This window comes from bacterium, from assembly GCA_030647005.1.
Classification (GTDB): domain Bacteria; phylum Patescibacteriota; class Patescibacteriia; order JACPHY01; family JACPHY01; genus JAUSKG01.
Genome location: JAUSKG010000012.1, coordinates 1 through 19,294 on the forward strand (window position 1 = coordinate 1; position 19,294 = coordinate 19,294).

Annotated in this window: 18 protein-coding genes and 1 other RNA gene; 14 read left to right on the forward strand and 5 right to left on the reverse strand. The window is 63.0% G+C overall.

The window, feature by feature from the left end:
• Positions 1–305: 305 nt before the first annotated feature.
• Positions 306–1,319: a tryptophan--tRNA ligase gene (gene trpS, locus Q7S96_01305; protein MDO8462899.1), complete on the forward strand. Its 1,014-nt coding sequence runs from the start codon at positions 306–308 to the stop codon at positions 1,317–1,319.
• 57 nt (positions 1,320–1,376) lie between these two features.
• Here trpS and Q7S96_01310 read toward each other — a convergent pair whose 3' ends face one another.
• Both Q7S96_01310 and Q7S96_01315 read right to left on the reverse strand, forming a co-directional pair.
• Entirely contained in the window at positions 1,377–2,879 is a 1,503-nt protein-coding gene (locus Q7S96_01310) for a hypothetical protein (protein ID MDO8462900.1), read from the reverse strand.
• Between the two features lie 87 nt (positions 2,880–2,966).
• Positions 2,967–3,431 (reverse strand): hypothetical protein, encoded by a 465-nt coding sequence (locus Q7S96_01315; protein ID MDO8462901.1) that lies wholly within the window; start codon positions 3,429–3,431, stop codon positions 2,967–2,969.
• Between the two features lie 276 nt (positions 3,432–3,707).
• On the opposite strand from Q7S96_01315, the gene Q7S96_01320 reads away from it, so the two are divergent.
• Entirely contained in the window at positions 3,708–4,811 is a 1,104-nt protein-coding gene (locus Q7S96_01320) for an MFS transporter (GenBank protein MDO8462902.1), read from the forward strand.
• On the forward strand, positions 4,751–4,894 hold the full coding sequence (locus Q7S96_01325) for a hypothetical protein (protein ID MDO8462903.1): 144 nt from the start codon (positions 4,751–4,753) through the stop codon (positions 4,892–4,894). The genes Q7S96_01320 and Q7S96_01325 overlap by 61 nt, the downstream gene beginning before the upstream one ends.
• Positions 4,895–4,934: 40 nt before the next feature.
• Here Q7S96_01325 and rnpB read toward each other — a convergent pair.
• Positions 4,935–5,388, reverse strand: an RNA gene (rnpB, locus tag Q7S96_01330) — RNase P RNA component class A.
• 89 nt (positions 5,389–5,477) lie between these two features.
• Between rnpB and Q7S96_01335 the strand changes: the two genes are divergently transcribed.
• The 3 genes from Q7S96_01335 (at position 5,478) to Q7S96_01345 (ending at position 7,477) form a co-directional block, all read left to right on the forward strand.
• Positions 5,478–6,866: a sugar transferase gene (locus Q7S96_01335; GenBank protein MDO8462904.1), complete on the forward strand. Its 1,389-nt coding sequence runs from the start codon at positions 5,478–5,480 to the stop codon at positions 6,864–6,866.
• Between the two features lie 69 nt (positions 6,867–6,935).
• Positions 6,936–7,187 (forward strand): hypothetical protein, encoded by a 252-nt coding sequence (locus Q7S96_01340; protein MDO8462905.1) that lies wholly within the window; start codon positions 6,936–6,938, stop codon positions 7,185–7,187.
• Positions 7,188–7,207: 20 nt separating this feature from the next.
• The gene (locus Q7S96_01345) at positions 7,208–7,477 is read left to right on the forward strand and encodes a hypothetical protein (protein ID MDO8462906.1); all 270 of its coding nucleotides are present in this window, start codon (positions 7,208–7,210) and stop codon (positions 7,475–7,477) included.
• Positions 7,478–7,518: 41 nt separating this feature from the next.
• Here Q7S96_01345 and Q7S96_01350 read toward each other — a convergent pair whose 3' ends face one another.
• Positions 7,519–7,941: an NUDIX domain-containing protein gene (locus Q7S96_01350; protein ID MDO8462907.1), complete on the reverse strand. Its 423-nt coding sequence runs from the start codon at positions 7,939–7,941 to the stop codon at positions 7,519–7,521.
• A gap of 56 nt (positions 7,942–7,997) precedes the next feature.
• Here Q7S96_01350 and Q7S96_01355 point away from each other — a divergent pair, with 56 nt between their 5' ends.
• Together Q7S96_01355 and Q7S96_01360 are read left to right on the forward strand one after the other, a co-directional pair.
• On the forward strand, positions 7,998–9,134 hold the full coding sequence (locus Q7S96_01355; protein ID MDO8462908.1) for a glycosyltransferase: 1,137 nt from the start codon (positions 7,998–8,000) through the stop codon (positions 9,132–9,134).
• 18 nt (positions 9,135–9,152) lie between these two features.
• A complete protein-coding gene (locus tag Q7S96_01360; GenBank protein ID MDO8462909.1) occupies positions 9,153–10,280 on the forward strand; it encodes a glycosyltransferase family 1 protein in 1,128 nt (375 codons plus the stop codon).
• 7 nt (positions 10,281–10,287) lie between these two features.
• On the opposite strand, the gene Q7S96_01365 is transcribed toward Q7S96_01360, so the two are convergent.
• Positions 10,288–11,043 (reverse strand): hypothetical protein, encoded by a 756-nt coding sequence (locus tag Q7S96_01365; GenBank protein ID MDO8462910.1) that lies wholly within the window; start codon positions 11,041–11,043, stop codon positions 10,288–10,290.
• Positions 11,044–11,061: 18 nt separating this feature from the next.
• Here Q7S96_01365 and Q7S96_01370 point away from each other — a divergent pair, with 18 nt between their 5' ends.
• From Q7S96_01370 to Q7S96_01395, 6 genes are all read left to right on the forward strand, one after another.
• Positions 11,062–12,276 (forward strand): glycosyltransferase family 1 protein, encoded by a 1,215-nt coding sequence (locus Q7S96_01370; protein MDO8462911.1) that lies wholly within the window; start codon positions 11,062–11,064, stop codon positions 12,274–12,276.
• Positions 12,222–15,173 carry a DUF4012 domain-containing protein gene (locus Q7S96_01375; protein MDO8462912.1) on the forward strand — a complete coding sequence of 984 codons (2,952 nt, stop codon included), beginning with the start codon at positions 12,222–12,224 and terminating at the stop codon, positions 15,171–15,173. Before Q7S96_01370 ends, Q7S96_01375 begins: the two co-directional genes overlap by 55 nt.
• 16 nt (positions 15,174–15,189) lie before the next feature.
• A complete protein-coding gene (locus Q7S96_01380; GenBank protein MDO8462913.1) occupies positions 15,190–16,632 on the forward strand; it encodes a hypothetical protein in 1,443 nt (480 codons plus the stop codon).
• A gap of 190 nt (positions 16,633–16,822) precedes the next feature.
• Positions 16,823–17,416, forward strand: a complete 594-nt coding sequence (locus Q7S96_01385; protein MDO8462914.1) for a hypothetical protein — start codon at positions 16,823–16,825, stop codon at positions 17,414–17,416.
• Between the two features lie 131 nt (positions 17,417–17,547).
• Positions 17,548–18,165: a hypothetical protein gene (locus Q7S96_01390; GenBank protein ID MDO8462915.1), complete on the forward strand. Its 618-nt coding sequence runs from the start codon at positions 17,548–17,550 to the stop codon at positions 18,163–18,165.
• A partial coding sequence (locus Q7S96_01395) for a M23 family metallopeptidase (protein MDO8462916.1) occupies positions 18,125–19,294 on the forward strand: 1,170 nt, incomplete at its 3' end. The genes Q7S96_01390 and Q7S96_01395, both read left to right, overlap by 41 nt.

Below are 19,294 nucleotides of genomic sequence, written 5' to 3' on the forward strand. Positions count from 1 at the left end.
GACATTCTACGCCCTCTCGGATGTGCGGCGTGCGTGCGCGGATTTGCTTGGAAAAAAGTCGAGGCGAAAAAAGAAGAAATAGGAGCCGGAGCAACAGCGCGCGCAACCCGTTGCTTGCAACGCCACAAGACCGCGGACGAAGTGTCCGCGGTTTTCTCTTTGCTCCGCGCGGCTAGTGCGGTACGATGGAGTCCTATGATCATCCTCTCCGGCATCCCCTCCTTCGCGAGGCGCTACCCTCCTTCGCTCGGAAGCTTCGGAAGGGCAGGGCGCAGGGCAGGCAACCTTCGCAACTGCGAACTCGTATGACGATTATTTCGGGTATACAACCCTCTGGACGATTGCATGTTGGCAACGCGCTCGGTGCGGTGCGGCATTGGTTGGGGTTGCAGGGGGACGGCACCAACCGGTGCTTCTTCTTCATTGCGGATTGGCACTCGCTGACGGAGGAATACGATCCGGCGCAGAAGGTCGCGCAGGTGCGGGAGCTTGGGGCGGAGCTGTTGGCGTTGGGGATTGATCCGGAACGCGCGGCGCTCTTTCGGCAGTCCGATGTGCCGGAGCACTTGGAGCTGGCGTGGTACTTCAACTGCGTGACGCCGATGGCGGAGCTCCAGCGGATGACGCAGTTCAAGGATAAGGTGGGGCACGGCGAGTCGCCCAATGTGGGGCTCTTCTCCTATCCGGTGCTCATGGCGGCGGACATCCTCGCGTACAGCCAAGACCGCGACACGCAGGGCGTCGGCGTTCCCGTGGGCGATGACCAGAAGCAGCACATCGAGTTTACAAACCACATCGGGCGGTGGTTCAACAATCGGTACGGCGAGACGTTTCCGGAAGTGCAGGGACTCCACACGGAGACCGCGCGCATCATGTCGCTCAAGGACCCGTCGCGGAAGATGTCGAAGTCCGCGGGTGCGGCGCACTGCTTGTTTTTGGATGATGAGCCGGAGGTCGTCATGAAGAAGCTCAAGAGCGCGGTGACGGAGACCACCCCCTCCAGCTCCCCCTCTGGAAGAGGGGGAGGGCAAAGTGCGGGGGTGCAGACGTTGTTTGCGATTCTCGAAGCGTACGCGCCGCATGAGGTCGTTGCGCGCTTCCGAGAGCAACTTGCGGATGGCTCGATCCGGTACAGCGAGCTGAAATCTGCGGTCGCTGAGCACTTCATTGAGGCGCACGCGGACTTCCGCAGGCGCAAGGCCGAGCTCATGGCACACCCGGAACAAATTGATGCCGCGCTCACGCACGGCGCCGAGCGCGCGCGCGCCGTCGCGCAGACGACGCTCCGCACGATACGTCAGCGCGTTGGCATTGCGTGAACGCGCTTTCCGAAGCACGATGAAGCCCCCGCACCGTAGGTGCGGGGGCTTGGTACTTCAGTGGGCCACGAGTTGTGGCGTTGGCAACTTCTTGGCCTGCTTTTCGTCGGGGATACGGAGGCGATCTGCGGCTTGCTCGAGGGCGGTGATGTCGTCCGCATCCAGCGTGGACGCTGCGAGTGCGGGCTGGAACTCTGCCTCTCTGAGACACTGCGTGAATGCGGTACGAAGCTCGGCGACGCGATGACAGAACTGCTCTACTTCCGCGTCCAACACGCTGTCGGCATCGGCGATCGCCGCATCGGCATGGGAGAGATCTTCACGCACGGCGAGCACGTACGCGCGCTGCGCCATGGGTTGCACGAACCGATCCGTGAGCTGCTCCACCTCGGCGAACTGCGTGTGTGCCGCCGTGAGGTACGCGCTCATCTTGGCGATGGACGCATCCAACGCATCGCGTCGCGTATGGAGATCAACCACTGCCCGAGCGACCACGACGGGTACTGGACGACCGGCGGCGCGCTCCTCCTCTACCATCTGCTCGCCCTGCACGATGCGCGCCGTCACACGATCGCGGTGCACGGTGAGCCGTGACCGCGCCACGACACACGGACTGTCCTCGCCGCAGTAGCGTTGCCGCTCCTGCGCGATGACCTGCCGTAGGTAGCGCGGGACGAGCGCATCGAGCGCCTCTGACATATCCGTGTGCTCCGCGACAACCAACGGAACATCCGCCATGCGGTGCCAATGGAACACCCGCCGAAAAATGCACCCGACCATGCGGAACGGGAACGTGAATCCGCCAGTAAACGCACTGTACAGCCACCCCGCTACGCAGGCGACAAAGAGAACATTGTCCGTCGTCGTGAGCGGTGGAGATACGGCCCACATGGACGCGATTGTGGCTCCCGCGCCCCAACCGATCAGCATCCCAACGCTATCGTTGAAGAGCTCCGATCGCTCCAGCTCGCTGAGTCGCCCAACGGTGCATCCCGCATCGCTGCATGCCACCTTCCGCTGCGCCAACCACCGCTTGATGGCGCGGAACGGATGGGTCACCGTGCGGTGCCAGGGGTACTCGATGGTAGTCATGCCGGCGATGATCGTCGCGAAGAAGGCATTCGCAACCGATAGAACGATCGCGCAACTCATTGTCTCACGGCTAACCCGCATGATAGTCCTGATGGAACCGATCCACGTTATGACGGTGAGTACGCATCCGAGAACAAACAGTCCCGGGAATTTCGTGAGGCCACACAGAGATGCAACAACGAGACCCCACGAAAAGAACGAGTTGGCATACGCCCAGCGGTCGTCGCCGTTCATCGCACGAATTTCGTTTCGCAATACCGCACATTCCGTACATGCCTGCGTGGACGCAGTCGGTGCTTCCGCTGCGTTGCCCGCCGCCTCGTGCTGCATGGCGCGTGCCGCGGCAACGATCTGCGCGAAGCTCATCGGCGTGGCGAGGATGTCGCCGTCCACACGCTGCACTGCCCCGCGCTTCCGACGCAACAGGAAACGCACGTTCCTCGCGAACCGTACGAGGGGATTGACCATGAGACCTCTCTTTCTTTGTGAATGTGCCTCCATCAATGACACCGGCACGATACCACGTTTCCGGCATCGTGTCAAGCATGTGCCGCTTCACTCCTCATCGGGCAGTGCCTGGCCGCAGAGCGGACAGGGGTGGGTGTGCTTGCCGCGTCGGCGTTGCTCCGCAACCGTTGCAAACCAGAGCTGGCGGAAGTGTCGAAAGATACGCTGCTGCTGACCGAGCGACATCGCATTCGCAATGAATAACTCGAACGCGCGAACGCGCTCTTCGGCAAGGCGCGGCTCGAGGTGGTGGTAGAGCTCGTGCACCACGACGGACACGAGGTTCCAGAAGGGATTCACGCGAATGCGCGCGGTTCCGGTCCCCCCACCTGCGACGTAGCTGCCCTCGAGGTGCGAATGCCGAAACCATCCCACCTCCACGCGCAGTGCATCGTTCCGCATGGCGCGATAGAGCCGACGCATCTCCTGTCCGAGGTACAACCGCTTCGCCGCTCCGCGCGTGGGAAAGGACGATCCCTCCTGCTTCATCCGCGTTCGCTTTCGTCGCATCATGATCCTCCTGACCGCGTAGCCACTCTCCATGCTACCGCGCGAGCCAGCATCCGTCAACTGTTGGGTCCTTTGCAAAATCAATTACCCTGTCATTGCGAGGAGCGATGCCACGAGTGACGTGGCAATCCGGGTCATCATAGGACGTGTGCACGTGCTCTTGTTGTCCGATGCATGCGCTCATGGCCCGGATTGCCGCGTCGCAAACTCCTCGCAATGACACTTGTGCAGCGATGCTTGTGGTATGATCATGGAACCACACGTAACACCGAAAGGAACATGCAGCTCTACCACTTCTACCACAGTACGCTCGCGCGGCGATTGTTCCGTTCCGAGCTCGGTCGGTTCGATCTCGCGGTGTGGCTCAACGTGTTCGGCCAATCGCTCGTGGGGGTCTTCATCCCCATCTTCCTCCTCCAACTGGACTACACGCTCGCGGAGGTCATGCGGTTCTACCTCCTCGCGATGGCGCTCAACGTGCCGCTCAACCTCGTCGGCCGATGGCTCGTGCAGCGCATCGGCGCGATGCGGACGATCGCCGTGGGGCTGGCCTCCCAGGTGCTGTTCTTCGCGCTGCTCTACGGGCTCACACCGAACAGCTGGCCCATGCTCTTCGCGCTCGCGCTCGTCGCCGCGCTCGCGGACGTGTGCTACTGGATCGCGCACCTCTACTTCTTCATCCGCGTGAGCCCGAACGATGAGAACGTCTCGCAGGACACGAGCATGCTCGAAATTACGCGGCACATCGGTGGCCTCTTCGCCCCTGCGATTGGCGCGGGCATCCTCCTCCTCGCCACCCAGCAGACGCTCATCGCACTCTCCGCGATCATCATCGCGCTCTCCATCGTGCCGATCCTCACCATCCGCGGCATCGCAGACAAACCCACGAGTCCGCCAATGCCCTTGCGCACGTTCTTCACCTGCTGGGACGATGCGCGTGACTACGTCGTGCGCTCGCTCCACAGCATCCACGCCGCAGCGGAGGGCATCGTCTGGCCGCTCTTCATCTACTTCACGTTCGCGACCATCGCATCGGTGGCGGCCGTACCCATCATCCTCGCGGTGACGACGATCATCTTCACGTTCTTCGTCGGACGCATACGGAAGGAATACCGCACGCACGCGATTACCATCGGCGCGCTCCTCACGGCCTGCATGTGGACGCTCCGCCCCTCATTGACGCGCCGATCTTCCTCTACGGGAGCATCTTCCTCATCGGTTTCTTCTCCGTGCTCATCGCCATTCCCGTGGACAGCAACATCTTTGAGGCAGGTGAGCGCAAGGACGCGCTCGGCGCATCCACGTACCGCAACACGTTCGGCATGTTCTCGCGGTTCGTCTTCTTCGGCATCATCGTCCTCCTCACCGAGGTCTTCCACCTGAGCTTCATCATCGCCGCGGCGAGCATGCTCGGCATCGTTGCAGTCGCCACGATCGCGCTCCCAAAAGACACGCGCCACGCGTGAGCGACGCGGAAACCAAACACCTCCCGATCGGGAGGTGTTTGGTGTTCGGTGGCCTGTAAGCCGAATTCTGTTTCCCTTGCGGGTGGTGATCATCTCTCTGGGCTGCGCATTACTGCGCAGCTCGATGCGGGGGTCATTCCCCTTGCACCGGGTAGGTGTTTGCCACGACGCCCCTCACGGGGCAGTCCCGCGTGCGCTCTTGCCGCACGATTTCACCCTTACCTATGCACACGAGGCATCGTCATAGGCGGTATCTTTTCTGTTGCGGTCCCCACGCGCGCCGGATGCTCGACCTCGCGCGGGGATCCCCTCCAAGATAGGAGGACTCTCCGTGGGCTCTGGGAGATTGTCGTGCGCTTGCGCGCCATACGATCTCCCTCATCCCCGTCGCTGTTAGCGACTACCTCCTTCCATCGGCCTTACGACCGATGGGGTGTTCGGACTTTCCTCCCCACTGTCCCGAGGGGCAGCAGGGCGATCACCCAACCACCGAACACACCAACCATAGCGGATTTTTATGCTATTGTCAAGAGAGGTATGATGTGCTACGGTGCGCTGTTCGAGAGTAAAAACCGTGATCGCCATGAAACGCTCCGAGCTCACCATCTCTGCGATCCTCGTGCCGCTCGACTACCTCGCCCTCCTCGGCGCGGCAGCGTTTGCGTATCGGATCAGGTTCCAGGAGCTTGAGGACATCCGCCCGATCATCTTCTCGCTCCCCTTCAGCGAGTTCCTCCCGCTCGCCGCGGCGATCGCGACGGTATGGATCGTCGTGTTCGCGTTCACCGGACTCTACGCGACGACTGCGCGACGCAACTGGCGTGCGGAGTTCGTCCGCATCGTCCTCGGGTCGAGCACGGGGTTCGCGCTCATCCTCGCAATCATGTTCTTCTCCCGCGAGCTCTTCTCGTCACGCTTCATCCTCCTCGCGAGCTGGCTCCTCGCGATCGTGTTCGTCACCGTGCTCCGCCTCCTCGTGCGCATCGTGGAGCGCGTCCTGTTCGCCCACGGCATCGGCGTGCACCGCATCGCGCTCATTGGCCGCGGCCGCGCCGCAGACGCGCTCGCGGACGCATTCGCCAAACGACCGAGCTTGGGCTTCCGCATCGTGGCGCAGTTCGATGCGTTCCCCAACCACGACGCCGCGGTGCGCCTCGAGCAGCTCTGGACGCAGCGCAAGGTGGACGAGGTCATTGACGCGACGACACCGCCGGATCCCGTGCGGCTCCAGCAGCTCATGGATTTCACGAACGACCACCACATCCCGCTCCGCTTTGCCGCAGACCTCCTCACCGCCGCAGCGACGCGTGTGGAGGTGGAGGTGTTCGCGGGCGTTCCGCTCGTGGGGCTCAAGCGCACCCCGCTCACGGGGTGGGGGCGCATCGCGAAGCGCACGTTCGACGTCGCCGCGTCGCTCCTCCTCCTCATCGCGCTCAGCCCGATCCTCCTCCTCATCGCGCTCGCGGTGCGCATCACCTCACGGGGACCGATCCTCATCCGACAGGAGCGCGTCGGCCAGGGCGGGCGCACGTTCACGTTCCTCAAGTTCCGCTCCATGCGTCACGGCGCACACGCGGAGTGGGAGCAGCTCCGTGCGCAGTCGGATCGAAGCGGGCCCGTGCCCAAAATCAAGAATGACCCCCGCGTGACGCGCGTCGGGAAGGCCCTCCGTCGCTGGTCACTCGATGAGCTCCCGCAGCTCTGGAACGTCCTCACCGGAACGATGTCGCTCGTCGGCCCGCGTCCGCACCTGCCGGAGGAAGTGGCGGACTACGAACGCCGCCACCGCGCTGTCCTCGCGCTCCGCCCGGGGATCACCGGACTCGCCCAGGTCTCCGGCCGCGCCGACCTCGAGTTCTCGGAAGAGGCGAGGATTGACACCTTCTACATCGAGCACTGGACCCTCGGCCGCGACCTCGTCATCCTCCTCCGCACCCCATTCGCGGTGCTTCGTGCAAAGGGGGCGTATTGACGCCGCCCCAACGCGGTGCTACCGTTCAGGCAGTACGATGATCCTTACACAAGCGAAAGGAGCTTAGTGATGCACGCGGAACTACTCATACACATCTACGACCCCGCGAAGTCCGACGAACGCGATGGGTTCTGCGGACAGGCCCTCATTCCCGTCACATTCGAAACCTGGGAACGACTCAGCAATGGAATCGCTGCACTCCCACGCAACGCCATCGAGCTGGGGGCTCAAGCGGAAGAGGTCATCAATCTCCCGTCCATCCGTGGTGGCTACGGCCCGAACACCACCGTCCGCGTCATGCAGATCATTATTCGCCGCTGAGCCGCAAGGAGGATCACGCCATGGAACCGACCGCATGCTCGACCCTCAGTGACCTCAAGGCCCGTCTCGTGCGTGCACGCGAGCTCCTCCGGGACATTTCCGACCCAACAACGGAGCAGGAGCGCACCGACGCCGTCCACACGATTGACATCGCGATGCTCATGCTCCATGTCCTCTGCGCGCACCGCGATGCCGTACGAGCGGACATGCTCGTCATCACCACGAATAGCACCCTCATCGCGCGACACCACGGAGTGCCGAAGCGCACCGACACGCGCAAACCGCCGTGAGACGATGAGACCGCCCGACGCATGTCGGGCGGTCTTCCTTTTCATGTACCACCCCGCGCCCATCGCTCGTATCGCTCGAGCACGCGCGGCACCCATCGCGCTTGGAGCACCGCCGCTTCTTCAGGTGTCACCCACCGGTACTCCGTGTGCTCTTCCGACAACCGCACGTCGGCCGACTGCGCCGCAAAGAGAAAAATCAACATCGTGATGGCCTGCCCATCATCGCGCGTGAAGAAGTGCACGTCGAGGACCTGCGTGGGCTCACCATCGAGCCCCGCCTCCTCATGCACCTCGCGCCGGCACCCCGCGTACGGGTCCTCCTGCGGCGAGAGTCGTCCACCCGGGAGGTCCCACTGCCCGGGGTGATGGACATCGTTCGGTCGCCGCTTGAGCATCAACAATCGCCCCGCATCGTTGACGATGATGGCTTTGACCGCAATGGCCTCGGGTCGAGAATCAAGCATACTGGAGCGCGCTGACGATCTTGGTACCATGCTACCATCACCCTTCGCACCTCGCTATGCGCCTCGCATTGGTCCACGACCACCTCAACCAGATCGGCGGGGCGGAACGAGTCCTCCTCACGCTCACGGACATCTACCCGCACGCACCGATCCACACGCTCCTCTACGACCCCGCGCAGGTCGCGGACTTCTTCCACGACCGCCGCATCGAGACGAGCTTCATCGAACGTCTCCCGGGTGGCAGGCGGTACTTCAAGTGGTTTCTCCCGTTCATGCCCACGGCGTTCGAGACGTTCGACCTCGCGGCGTACGATGTCGTCCTCTCGTCGTCGAGCGCGCTCTCGAAGGGCGTCATCACGCACCCGCACCAGCTCCACATCTGCTACTGCCACACGCCGACGCGCTACCTCTGGTCCGACACGCACGAGTACCTCGAGAAACTCCCGCAACGCCGTCGCGTCCGCCTCGTGCTCCCCATGATGCTCTCGCGGCTCCGCATGTGGGACTACCAAGCCGCGCAGCGGGTAGATCACTTCATTGCGAACTCACGGTGGGTGGCCGGACGCATCAAGAAGTACTACGGCCGCGATGCGGATGTCATCTACCCGCCCGTGTCCACCGGCTACTTCCGCGTCGGCGACGGTCGCGGCGGGTACTACGTCCTCGTCTCGCGGCTGCGACCGTACAAGAAGGTAGACATCGCCATCGAGGCGTGCAATCGCCTGAAGCTCCCGCTCGTCATCGTCGGGAAGGGCGAGGACGAAGCGCGACTCCGCGAGCTCGCCGGCCCCACGATCACCTTCAAGGGCTACGCGACCGAGGCGGAGAAGCGCGAGCTCCTCGCCAACGCCATCGCGTTCATCCACCCACAGGAGGAGGACTTCGGTATCACGCCGGTGGAAGCCATGGCGAGCGGGCGGCCGGTCATCGCGTTCCGGCGTGGCGGCGCCGTCGAGACGGTCATCGCCAACGAGACCGGCATCTTCTTTGACGAGCAGTCCTGGGAGGGACTCGCAGACGCACTCCTCCGCTTCCGCGCCATGCGCGGGACGTTCGACCCCGCCCGCATCCGCGCGCACGCCGAACAGTTCGACACGCGCGTGTTTCGCGAGAGGATCGCACGGTACGTGGAGGACCGATGGACCACATTTCGCGGACTTGACGCACCAACGCCCGCACGGGATACTGCCTGAAGAGAATATGTTTTGAGCATGCGCATCCTCATTGACCTCCGCTGTCTCCAGTCGCCCCCACCCCGCGGGGGTGTTGCGCACTACGCGGAAGACCTCACGCGGCACCTCCTCCGCAGGGACCGCGGCAATGCGTACGAGCTCTTCGCGAATGGGCTCGTAGCACCCGCCGCACACCTCCCCACATTTACCGCACCCCACGCGCGGTGGCGCATTTGGCGATTACCAAACAAGGTGTTCAAGGTCGCCCACGCCCTCAGCGTTCCCGCCGGACGCCTGGCACCGGATGTCGCGTGGCTCCCCAACCTCGACTACATCCCGTTTCTCCACCCCAAAACACGCATCGTCGTCACCGTGCACGACCTCAGCTTTGAACACTTCCCGGACTGCTTCACGACTCGCCAGCGCGCGTGGCATCGCCTCCTACGACCGCACAAGCTCCTCCACCGCGCAGATGCAATCGTTGCGGTGTCGGAGACGACGAAACGCGATATCATCGAAACGTACGGCATCCCCGAGGCGAAGGTGCATGTCATCATGCCGGGGATCGACTGCACACACGATGACGCGTCGGCTCCTCCCCTGAGCTGCGCATTGTGCTGCATCCTTCCGGAGGGATTTCCGTTCATCCTTTCGCTCTCGGAAATCTCACCGCGCAAGAACCTCGATGGACTCGTTGCCGCCTTCGAGTTGCTCGACACGCCACTGCACCTCGTCATCGCCGGCAAGTCCGGCAGTGCAGTGCGTGCGCTCCGCAGACAGATCACACGCTCGCCGGCAGCGGACCGCATCCACCTCATCGGCGCGGTCGCGGAGCATGAAAAAACCGCGCTCCTCGCGCGGGCGACATGCTTCGTCGTGCCAAGTTTCTGGGAGGGCTTCGGATTCCCGCCGCTCGAGGCCATGGTCGCGGGCGTGCCGGTCATCGCCTCTGCGCACGGCTCGCTCCCGGAGGTCCTCGGCGATGCCGCGCTGTTCGTGGACCCGCGCGATCCCGCTGCGATCGCTCGCGCGCTCCGCCTCGTGACGACCGATGCGGCGTTCCATGCCACGCTCATCGCACGTGGTAGTACACAGGCGCGGAAGTACCAGTGGAACGACGCAGCGGAACAACTCCATCACATCCTCACTGAGCGCATGGCTCGCTAGCCCACGATCAAAAAATCCGCGCGCCGTGCACCTTCCGGCGCACGCGCTCCCGCTCGCCCCTGTCGCGGTACGTCTCCACCGCAGCGCAGACCTCGCTCGCCGTCGGTGCTTCCGCGAGATGCACAAACCCAAGATCAAATCCGCGGAGTGCCTCGACGATGTGCTCACGCACCTCCGTATCCTCGCCCACGCGCTCTGCGAGTCGCCGGAGTGCGGCGAGGTGCTCGTCAATCTCGTGGAGGATCGCCTGGTACTCACGCACGAGTCGGTCGTACGCCGCGGGCTGCGCATCAACCTGCTCACGCACATGCACCTGGGCATCCCGCCGAGCATCCAGGAGGAGCGTGCAGAGTGCCCCCCACTCTCCCGCGGGGAAGAACGACCCCACGGTACCGGCATCGTGGAGGTCCGCAAGCGAGCGACCCGTCGCCTTGAACGCTGCGAAGTGCTCACGCATCGTACTCGTCAAACGTTTTGTGAACAACGCATGATCATTCGCCGCGAGCTCCGTGCGGATGAGTGCCTCAAAGGCCTTGCGGTAGGGCCAGAGGAGCCGCCCGAATGCAATGAGCGCGTGCTCCACCTCCTGCGCCGATGCAGGCGGATGGGTACGAAACTGCTGGTAGGCGGCGACGAGCGCACGCGTCACCGGCTCCGGCACGCGCGGTGGCGGATCGTTCACGAACTGCAGGAGCGCGGTCATCGTATGTTGCTGGGGATGGGGCACAAGGGAGTACGGATCGTGAACGAGGCGAGCATCCATAGTATACCATGGACGTATATGGTACGCATCGGCATAGACGCACGACTCTACGGCGTGGAGTCCGGCACAGGGATTGGGCGGTACACCCAGGAGCTCCTCGCGCAGTTCGCGGGGCTCCCGCAAACCCATGCCATGATGGAGTTCGTGGTCTTCCTCCAGGCAGCGGGGTACCGCGAGTTCGTATGTCCGAATGAGCACTGGACGAAAGTGCTCGCGGACTTCCGACCGTACTCGGTCGCGGCGCAGACGCACTTCCCGCGCGTCATCCGTAACGCGCATGTGGACTTCATGCACTTCACGCACTTTGACCACCCGCGCGTATACCGCGCGCCGTTCATCGTGACAATCCATGACCTCATCCTCCTCAACCACCCGAGCGCCCGCGCATCAACGCTCGGGCCACTGAGATTCCGCGTGAAGTTCGCAATGTACCAACGCATCCTCGCGCACGCCGTCCACGAAAGCTTCCGCATCCTCACGCCGTCGCAGACCGTGAAGGATCAAATCGTCAAACGGTTCGGCGTACTTCCAGAGAAGGTCATCCCGACGTACCTCGGCATCGATCACCGCGGGGGCGGCAGTACATCCGGTGCCGGTGAACGCCGCAACCGCGCAGTGCCACCCTACCTCCTCTACATCGGCAATGCGTACCCACACAAGAACGTCGAGCAGCTCATCCGCGTGATGCCGGAGGCACGCAAGCGCATTCCCGGACTCCGACTCGTGCTCGTCGGCCGTGAAGATGATTTCTCCCGACGCCTACGCCGCGAGGTTGTCGCGCACGACTTCCCACATGATGCGGTCGTCTTCTTTGGTCCCGCGACGGATGAGGAGCGAACACAATTGTTGCGCGGTGCAGCAGCGTACGTGACGGCGAGTTTCGATGAAGGTTTCGCGCTTCCGCCTGTGGAAGCACTCGCACTGGACACACCGGTCATTGCGTCAGATATCCCCATCCATCGAGAGATTCTCGCGGATGCCGCTTTGTTTTTTACGAAAAACAATGACAAATCACTCGTGGAGCAAATCGTCACAACGATCACTTCACGGGGTTCCTATGATACGATAGAGAGAACGAAGCGTGCACACCGCTTCACCTGGGGTGCGTGTGTACAGGAGACGCTCCTGGCATACCGAGAAGTTACGACGCTCCTCCGCGCACGATCACCCGCTACACCATGGCCACACGTCGAACCACCAAACGCGCCGCAACACGTCCGCGGGGAACCGTAGACGCGTTCTCGACCGCGCTCCTCCTCCCGGGCATCCACCCGTGGCTCAAGGAGTACCTCGCAGAGGAGAACCTCGTCACGACTACGGACGAAGCCGATGGAGCATTGCCGGAGTGGGAGTCCATCCCCCACCCGACAACCTCGATCGCAACGCTCATCGCCGATGCGGCGGACGCGACGCTGCCACACGTCGCCCAGCAAGCGGTGCGCCCGCCAGCCGTCCGAGCCGCCCACGCTGCAGAGATACTCCCGCGCCCTGTCCGAACCCCCGCACCCGCTCGTCCGCCGGAGGTGCTCATCCGCGCGCCGCTACTCGAGCATTCGGAAGTGCCAGTACCGCGCATCGTACTCCGAACGACACCCGTGGCGCGCACGCCGCAACCGCTTGCCGCGCCCCCCGCGGGAGCCCGTCACTCCACCGCGCCCACGCCATTTGCCATTCCGATGGATGCCGGCACGCACGGTGCCGCCCCATCAACGCACCTCCTACGCATCGCGCGGCCGCAACAGCAACGCGCGCCCGCGCGCATCGCGCCAAACCTCCTCGCCGTGCTCCAGTCCACGGCAACCACCACGCAGCGCCGCGTCCGAACAACCGTCACCGCCGCGAGCGTGAAGACGCGCGAGCGTCTCGCACAGCGCACCACCGATGCGGCTCCGTGGCCCAAGATTCCCTCCCCGTACGATGAGCTCCTCATCGTCAATGTCGTCGCTGGGCCCCTCGAACTCTGCTGGCGCGCCTTCGGTTGGCAGTGGTACCACACCGCCCGGACACTCCTCGCCGCACCGTCTGCGCAATCCGCTGAGCCCCGTCGCGTGCAGCGAGCAGTGACCGTGCTCCCGCGCACCCCACGCTTCGCAAACGTCGTGCGCCAATGGCGCGATGCCACGACGTCGCTCCTCCATCTCCCCACCACGCGATTCGCGCACGTGGCCACTTTCGCCGCCGTCCTGCTCGCGGTGCTCCTCCCGCTCAAGATTCTCGGGTGGGGCGGCCGCGCGCTCCCCGCCATGCAGGGACGCGTCCTCGGCGCGACCGCAACGGTGCTCGATGCCATGCGCGACGGCGGAAGCGCGCTCGCACAGTCGTCGTTCGCCGATGCGATCGTTGCGTTCGATCGCGCCCACGATGCCATCAAAGACCTCCCGAATGCCGTGGGGCCGGTACCGATGCGCCTCCTCAATGCCGCTCGCCACATCCCCTTCGTGGGGTCCACGATCCTCGGACGCGCAGCGGCCGCCCACCGCGCCGGCCTCGCACTGACGGACGCGAGCAGCGCCGCCACCCGCGGCCTCGCGCTCCTCGCATCCATTGATCCCCGGGACGCGAGCGCGCTGCCGTACTTCCGCGCCGCACGCGCGGCCTTCACCACCGCATCCGCTCGCGCCGATGCCGCGCAGGGAGACCTCGACCTCGCCGCACCAGACCTCGCCGACACGCTCCGCGGCGCGCGCACGACCATCACGAACGCCGAGGCACTCCTCGCCATCACCGAGGCACTCGGCGGCTTCGATCGCAATCGCCGCATCCTCTTTGTCTTCCAGAATCCCGCCGAGCTGCGCCCCACGGGCGGGTTCATCGGGTCCATCGCGCTCCTCGATGTCCGCCATGGGGCCATCACCGCGCTCGAGGTGCCCGGCGGTGGCTCCTATGACATCTCCGGCATGACACGCACGCGCGTCCAACCGCCGGAACCGCTCCTCCTCCTCTCGGATACCTGGCAATTCCACGATGCGAACTGGTTCCCGGACTTCCCGACATCCGCAGCAAAGCTCCGCTGGTTCTACGAGCACTCGAACGGCCCATCCGTGGATGCCGTCGTCGCCATCAACGCACCGTTCCTCGAGCAAATCCTCGCGCAGACCGGACCGATCACCGTGAACGGGCAGACCTTCTCCTCCGCGGATGTTCTCGCGACCATTACGAACACCGTCGAGAGCAGTGCCGCGCGTGCGACTGGCGCACCGAAGGCGCTCCTCGGCGAGCTCGCACCGGCAGTACTCTCGCGCCTCCTCACCCTCGCAACGAGTGACGACGCAAGCGGAAACGGCGCGACGCGCATCGCACTCGTGGACCTCCTCCTCCGCGCACTCAATGAGCGGGACCTCCTCCTCGCATTCACGGAGGACGATGTCCAACGATTCGTCGCGAGTGCGGGGTGGGACGGCGCAATACAGCAGGTACGCGGCGACGCGCTCGCGGTCTACCACGCGAACATCGGTGGCGGGAAGTCCGACGATGTCATGCGGGAGACCATCAGGCACGACGCGCAGCTCAGCGCGGACGGACGGCTCATCGACACGGTGACGATCACACGCACGCATACCGGCCAAACACCGCCACCCGGTGCGACACCGCTCGCCAAACTCATCGCGAAGCAGCACGTGGACTACCTCCGCGTCTACGTCCCCCGCGGGGCAACGCTCCTCCGCGCCGATGGGTTCGAGCTCCCGCCCGGCGATGCATTCGAGGACCCCGCTGCAGACGCGCTGCCGGACCAACACCTCCTCGCCGCAGAGCTCAACCCCCGTATCGATGCGAACGCACCAGTACGCATCACCGAGGAGTTTGGGCGCACCGCGTTCGGTGGATGGGTCCTCACGCCGCTCGGCGAGCAGCGCACCGTCACGCTCACGTACGAGCTCCCTTGGCACTATGCCCGTGCGCGCGCGGGCTTCCTCGGTAGTACCCAGCCAGCAGACCCGCAGCCCTACTCGCTCTACGTCCAGAAACAACCAGGCACGCGCGCCGCGTTCACCCATACGCTCACCCTCGATCCCGTCTGGAACGCATCTTGGACCGCAGCCAATCTCACCGCGAGCGACGAACACGCCTGGCGGTTCATGGATGAACTCCGCACCGACCTCTCTACGGGCGCGATGATCGCACCGCGGTAGGACGCTACCCATTGCTATGGCGAGACGACGTCATCCGCGTACCGAAACGCGCCAACGCAACGGCGCAAAAACTCCATCGCACCGCAGTGCTGCGAGCGATGCCGTGGAACGCCTCTATCGCGACCGCAACGGCAACTTGCGCGATCCGCGTCGGTTCGACCGTCGTGAGCACCCGTGGAAACGCGTGGTCATCGGTAGCGGACTCATCGCACTCGCGCTCCTCGCCGTCGCTGCCTGGGCGAGCTTCGTCGTCTTCCGACCCACCTCCTCCACGCGCACCGGCCGCATCGCCATTACCATTGACGCACCACCCATCGCACAGCTCGGCGATGCCGTCGCCTACCGCGTGACGGTCGCAAACGAAGGCCGCGTGCCCATCACCTCTACCACGGTAGAGTTGGTGCTCCCCGACGGCTACCTCCTCGCATCAGCGGAACCGCAACCGGACGCCGGGCAGCGCACGCGATGGACGATCGGCACCATCGAGGGCAACGCGAGCAACACCATTGAACTCCGTGGCCACCTCTACGGCGAGCCCGGAACGCCTGCGCGTATCGCCGCAACCGCCATCTACCGCCCGGGAAACTTCAACGCGAACTTCGAGGAACGCACCGAGGCAACCACCGCGCTCGGCGCGAGCCCTGTCACACTCGCACTCGAGGGGCCAAAAACCACGGTGCCCGGCGAAGAAGTCACCTACACCATCACCTACGCGCACGTGGCCGGCCAACCGAGCACGGACATCGCGATCACCCTCGAGATTCCCCAAACGTTCGCGATCACCTCCACAGAGCCCGTGCGCGATGATGCACGCGAGTCAACGTGGAACATCGCGGCACTCACAGGCGACATGACCGGCACCGTCACCGTCCACGGACGATTCCTCTCCGGCGACGAAGCGCACCTCCGCGCACGAGCAACCGTCACCCCCCAAGGTCACGCCATCACCATCGCATCGGCGAACGCGGAGACGGACGTCATCGGCGGTGACGTGCTCCTCCTCGCAACGGCCAACGATCAAACGAACGGATTCACCGTGTCGTCCGGCGAATCCCTACGATTCCGTATCGCCATGCGGAACGATGGCGATACGACGGTGCGCAACCTCACCGTACGCGCCATCCTCGACGCATCCTCCGTCGCTGAACGGAGCATCCTCAACTTCAACGCGATCGAGGACGGAGCCAACGGAACCGTCACCGGAGAACAACGCGCCGCCGGCCTGCGCCGCGGCACCATCGTTTGGACTCCCGCGAACGTCCCCGCACTTACCGAACTCGCCCCCGGCGCGCAGGCCACCATCAACTTCACCATCCCCCTCCACACCGCTGCATCCCTCCCCGGCCTCCCCAAAACCGGCCGCATCCAACTCGACGTCCAAACCGAAATCGGCGCCACCGGAACCCTCGACAAACCCTACACCATCCAAACCACCCCCATCGTCATCACCGTGCAGTAGCTCCTCGCAACAACCCCAACCCCTCCTGTCATTGCGAGGAGCGAGTCAGCAAGCGACGCGGCAATCCCGGCCATACAAGTACCAATCAACCGTCAAAAATTGACGCTGAGGGTATTCTCTGGCTTCCGTTCTCCAGCGACTAGAAATAAACGGACTTGAAACGGTTTTTATGCTGTTACGTCGAGATGGTATGTGGAAGCATTTCGGTAACATCACTATAGTGTTGTTGGTGATCATTGGCGTAGTGATCGTCGTGCCGCGAGCATGGCGGATTCACGCCCCTACCGATCCAACAACTTCGATGGTGGTAGGCCTGGAGATTCCATCTATGAACGCGCATTCCCAAGAAGAAGGCGATGCATTTGCGGGACTACCGGATATAGCCGGATCGCGGTATGCGGTGCCACCCATCACTTATGATCAGATGGTACGTGATGGTGTCGGCATCATTGAGGGTTCGTTGAGTTATCCTTCGCACTTCGTTGCGTTTCAGGTGGTATGTGCTGAGCACGTTGAGACAAAGCGTCGCCATTGTACTGACGAACAGTTGTACGATGCACGATATCGTTATCGCGTCGGATATCAGCTTGTTGTTCCTGAGGGTATGTATACTGTTGCAAGTTTCGCGCCGCAGAATAGTGGACGTGTAGCAGTGTATGCACGACGCACACACTGCTCCAGGGAAGCCGTACGAGTGAATGATGCGGGATGTTCCTCAGGTTCTTCGCGGCCCGTCATGGTGTATTCGGGGGAGATGATTACTGGCATAGATCCGGATTGGTAACTGCGAAAAAACCGTATCCTGTACCATGTCATCAATCCACATCATGCTCTCATTCGCGCGAATGTGCGAATAGAAACAAACGGACTGGACACGGTTTTCACAATAACGTGCGATTCACCCCAACCCATGGTATGCTAACCCCGCAAACGCAAAGGAGGAATATGCTGTCCATTCACAACAGAACAACGAATCAAGCACTGATTGCGCTCGCCCTCGTGGTCATCTTCGCCGGTGCCGGCTGCGATCTCCGAAGGTCCGCGGTGCCAGTGGGTGATGTGCCCGCAAATGGGTCCGGCGATACCACGGAGGATGACGACACCACCAACGCAGATGCCACCACCATCCCTGCCGTTTGGGCGACCCACGACAGTCCCGCTCTGGGTCTCCGTGTGCCGTATCCAGAGGGGTGGTATGTGGAGGAACGCAGCACACCAAATGCGTTCGGGGAAATCTCAAGTAGCTTCCACTCAACACCAGCACCTTCAACGGCGACCGAGTATCCAGCAGAGGCGTGGATTGCGCGTACTCCGGTTGCAATCGACGACATTATCGCCAAGCTTGACGCTATCACGATTGACGAGAACGTAGACATCGCAAGCACTACGATGCGTCACATCATGTACAATGACGACTTTTATTCCTTACCAATGTCTCTCTACCTGTGGCAACACGATGGATACACAATGGAAGTTGGAGGAATAGATGCTAATGTTGTTCTGCACATGGTTAGCAGCTTCATGTACCGATGACTCGAGGAGGTTATACGTGAACACGAAGACATTCGTTGCGCTCATATTCGTTAGTGTGCTGTTGCTTGCTGGGGCGCGGAGTCGAGCAGACCCGTTTCTCTGGTATCCATCGTCTACCGTCTACGACATCAACTGTAGCGCGTGTTGTGGTAACTACTTGCTCACCACATGCCACGTCGGCATTGATTATCTGTTTCCGCGAGGAACAGAGATTCGCGCAGCAGCCACAGGTACAGTTTTTCGCGTTGATGATGGTCTCGAGGCCGGTGAATCTAGTGCTGGTCTTTCCTACGGAAACCACATCCGTATTCGCCACACGAACGGATATGAGACACGATATGGGCACATGCTTCCGAGGATTCTCGTCGTGAAGGACGATGCTGTGCAGGCAGGACAGCTGCTCGGCTACTCAGATGATACTGGATTCTCCTCAGGAAACCATCTTCATTTTGAGGTTCGCGATCCATCCGGTCGCGCCGTTGATCCCTATAGCGGATTGGTTATTCCTATCCGTGGAGATCCTGCTAGCTTCTCACCGACCTGTTCCGAAACAACCCTCTGGGCCACCTGTCCCCCCACCCCCTTCGATCCCACAACGCTCGATCGCGATGGCGATGGGTTCACCGTCGCAGACGGTGATTGCGATGACGCGGACGCGGGGATTGCTCCGGGAATCATGGAACCATTCTGCAATGGGGTGGATGAGAACTGCGATGGGGTGACGGATGGGGAGTGGGAGACACCAGATGCTCCGTATACCCTTGGGGATCCCTGTACCGCAGGAGTGGGAGGGTGTCTTCGCGATGGGGTGTTTTGGTGTGAAGAGAACGGGATCACGGCAACGTGCCTCGCGGATGCGGGATTGCCCGTCCCGGAGATGTGCAACGGCGTGGATGATGACTGCGATGGGGAGACCGATGAGGAGTGGAGGGATTGCTCTCCCGATCTTCCGGAATCCCCGTGCATCGGGAACATCTGCGTTGTGGGGATCGGTACCTGTGCGCGCGCGGGGACGTGGGGATGTACGCCGGATGGACGGGCGGTGGTCTGCGGTGCATCCGCGGGAGGTCCGGAGCCCGAAATGTGCGATGGGCTGGATAACGACTGCAACGGAGGGACGGATGAGGAG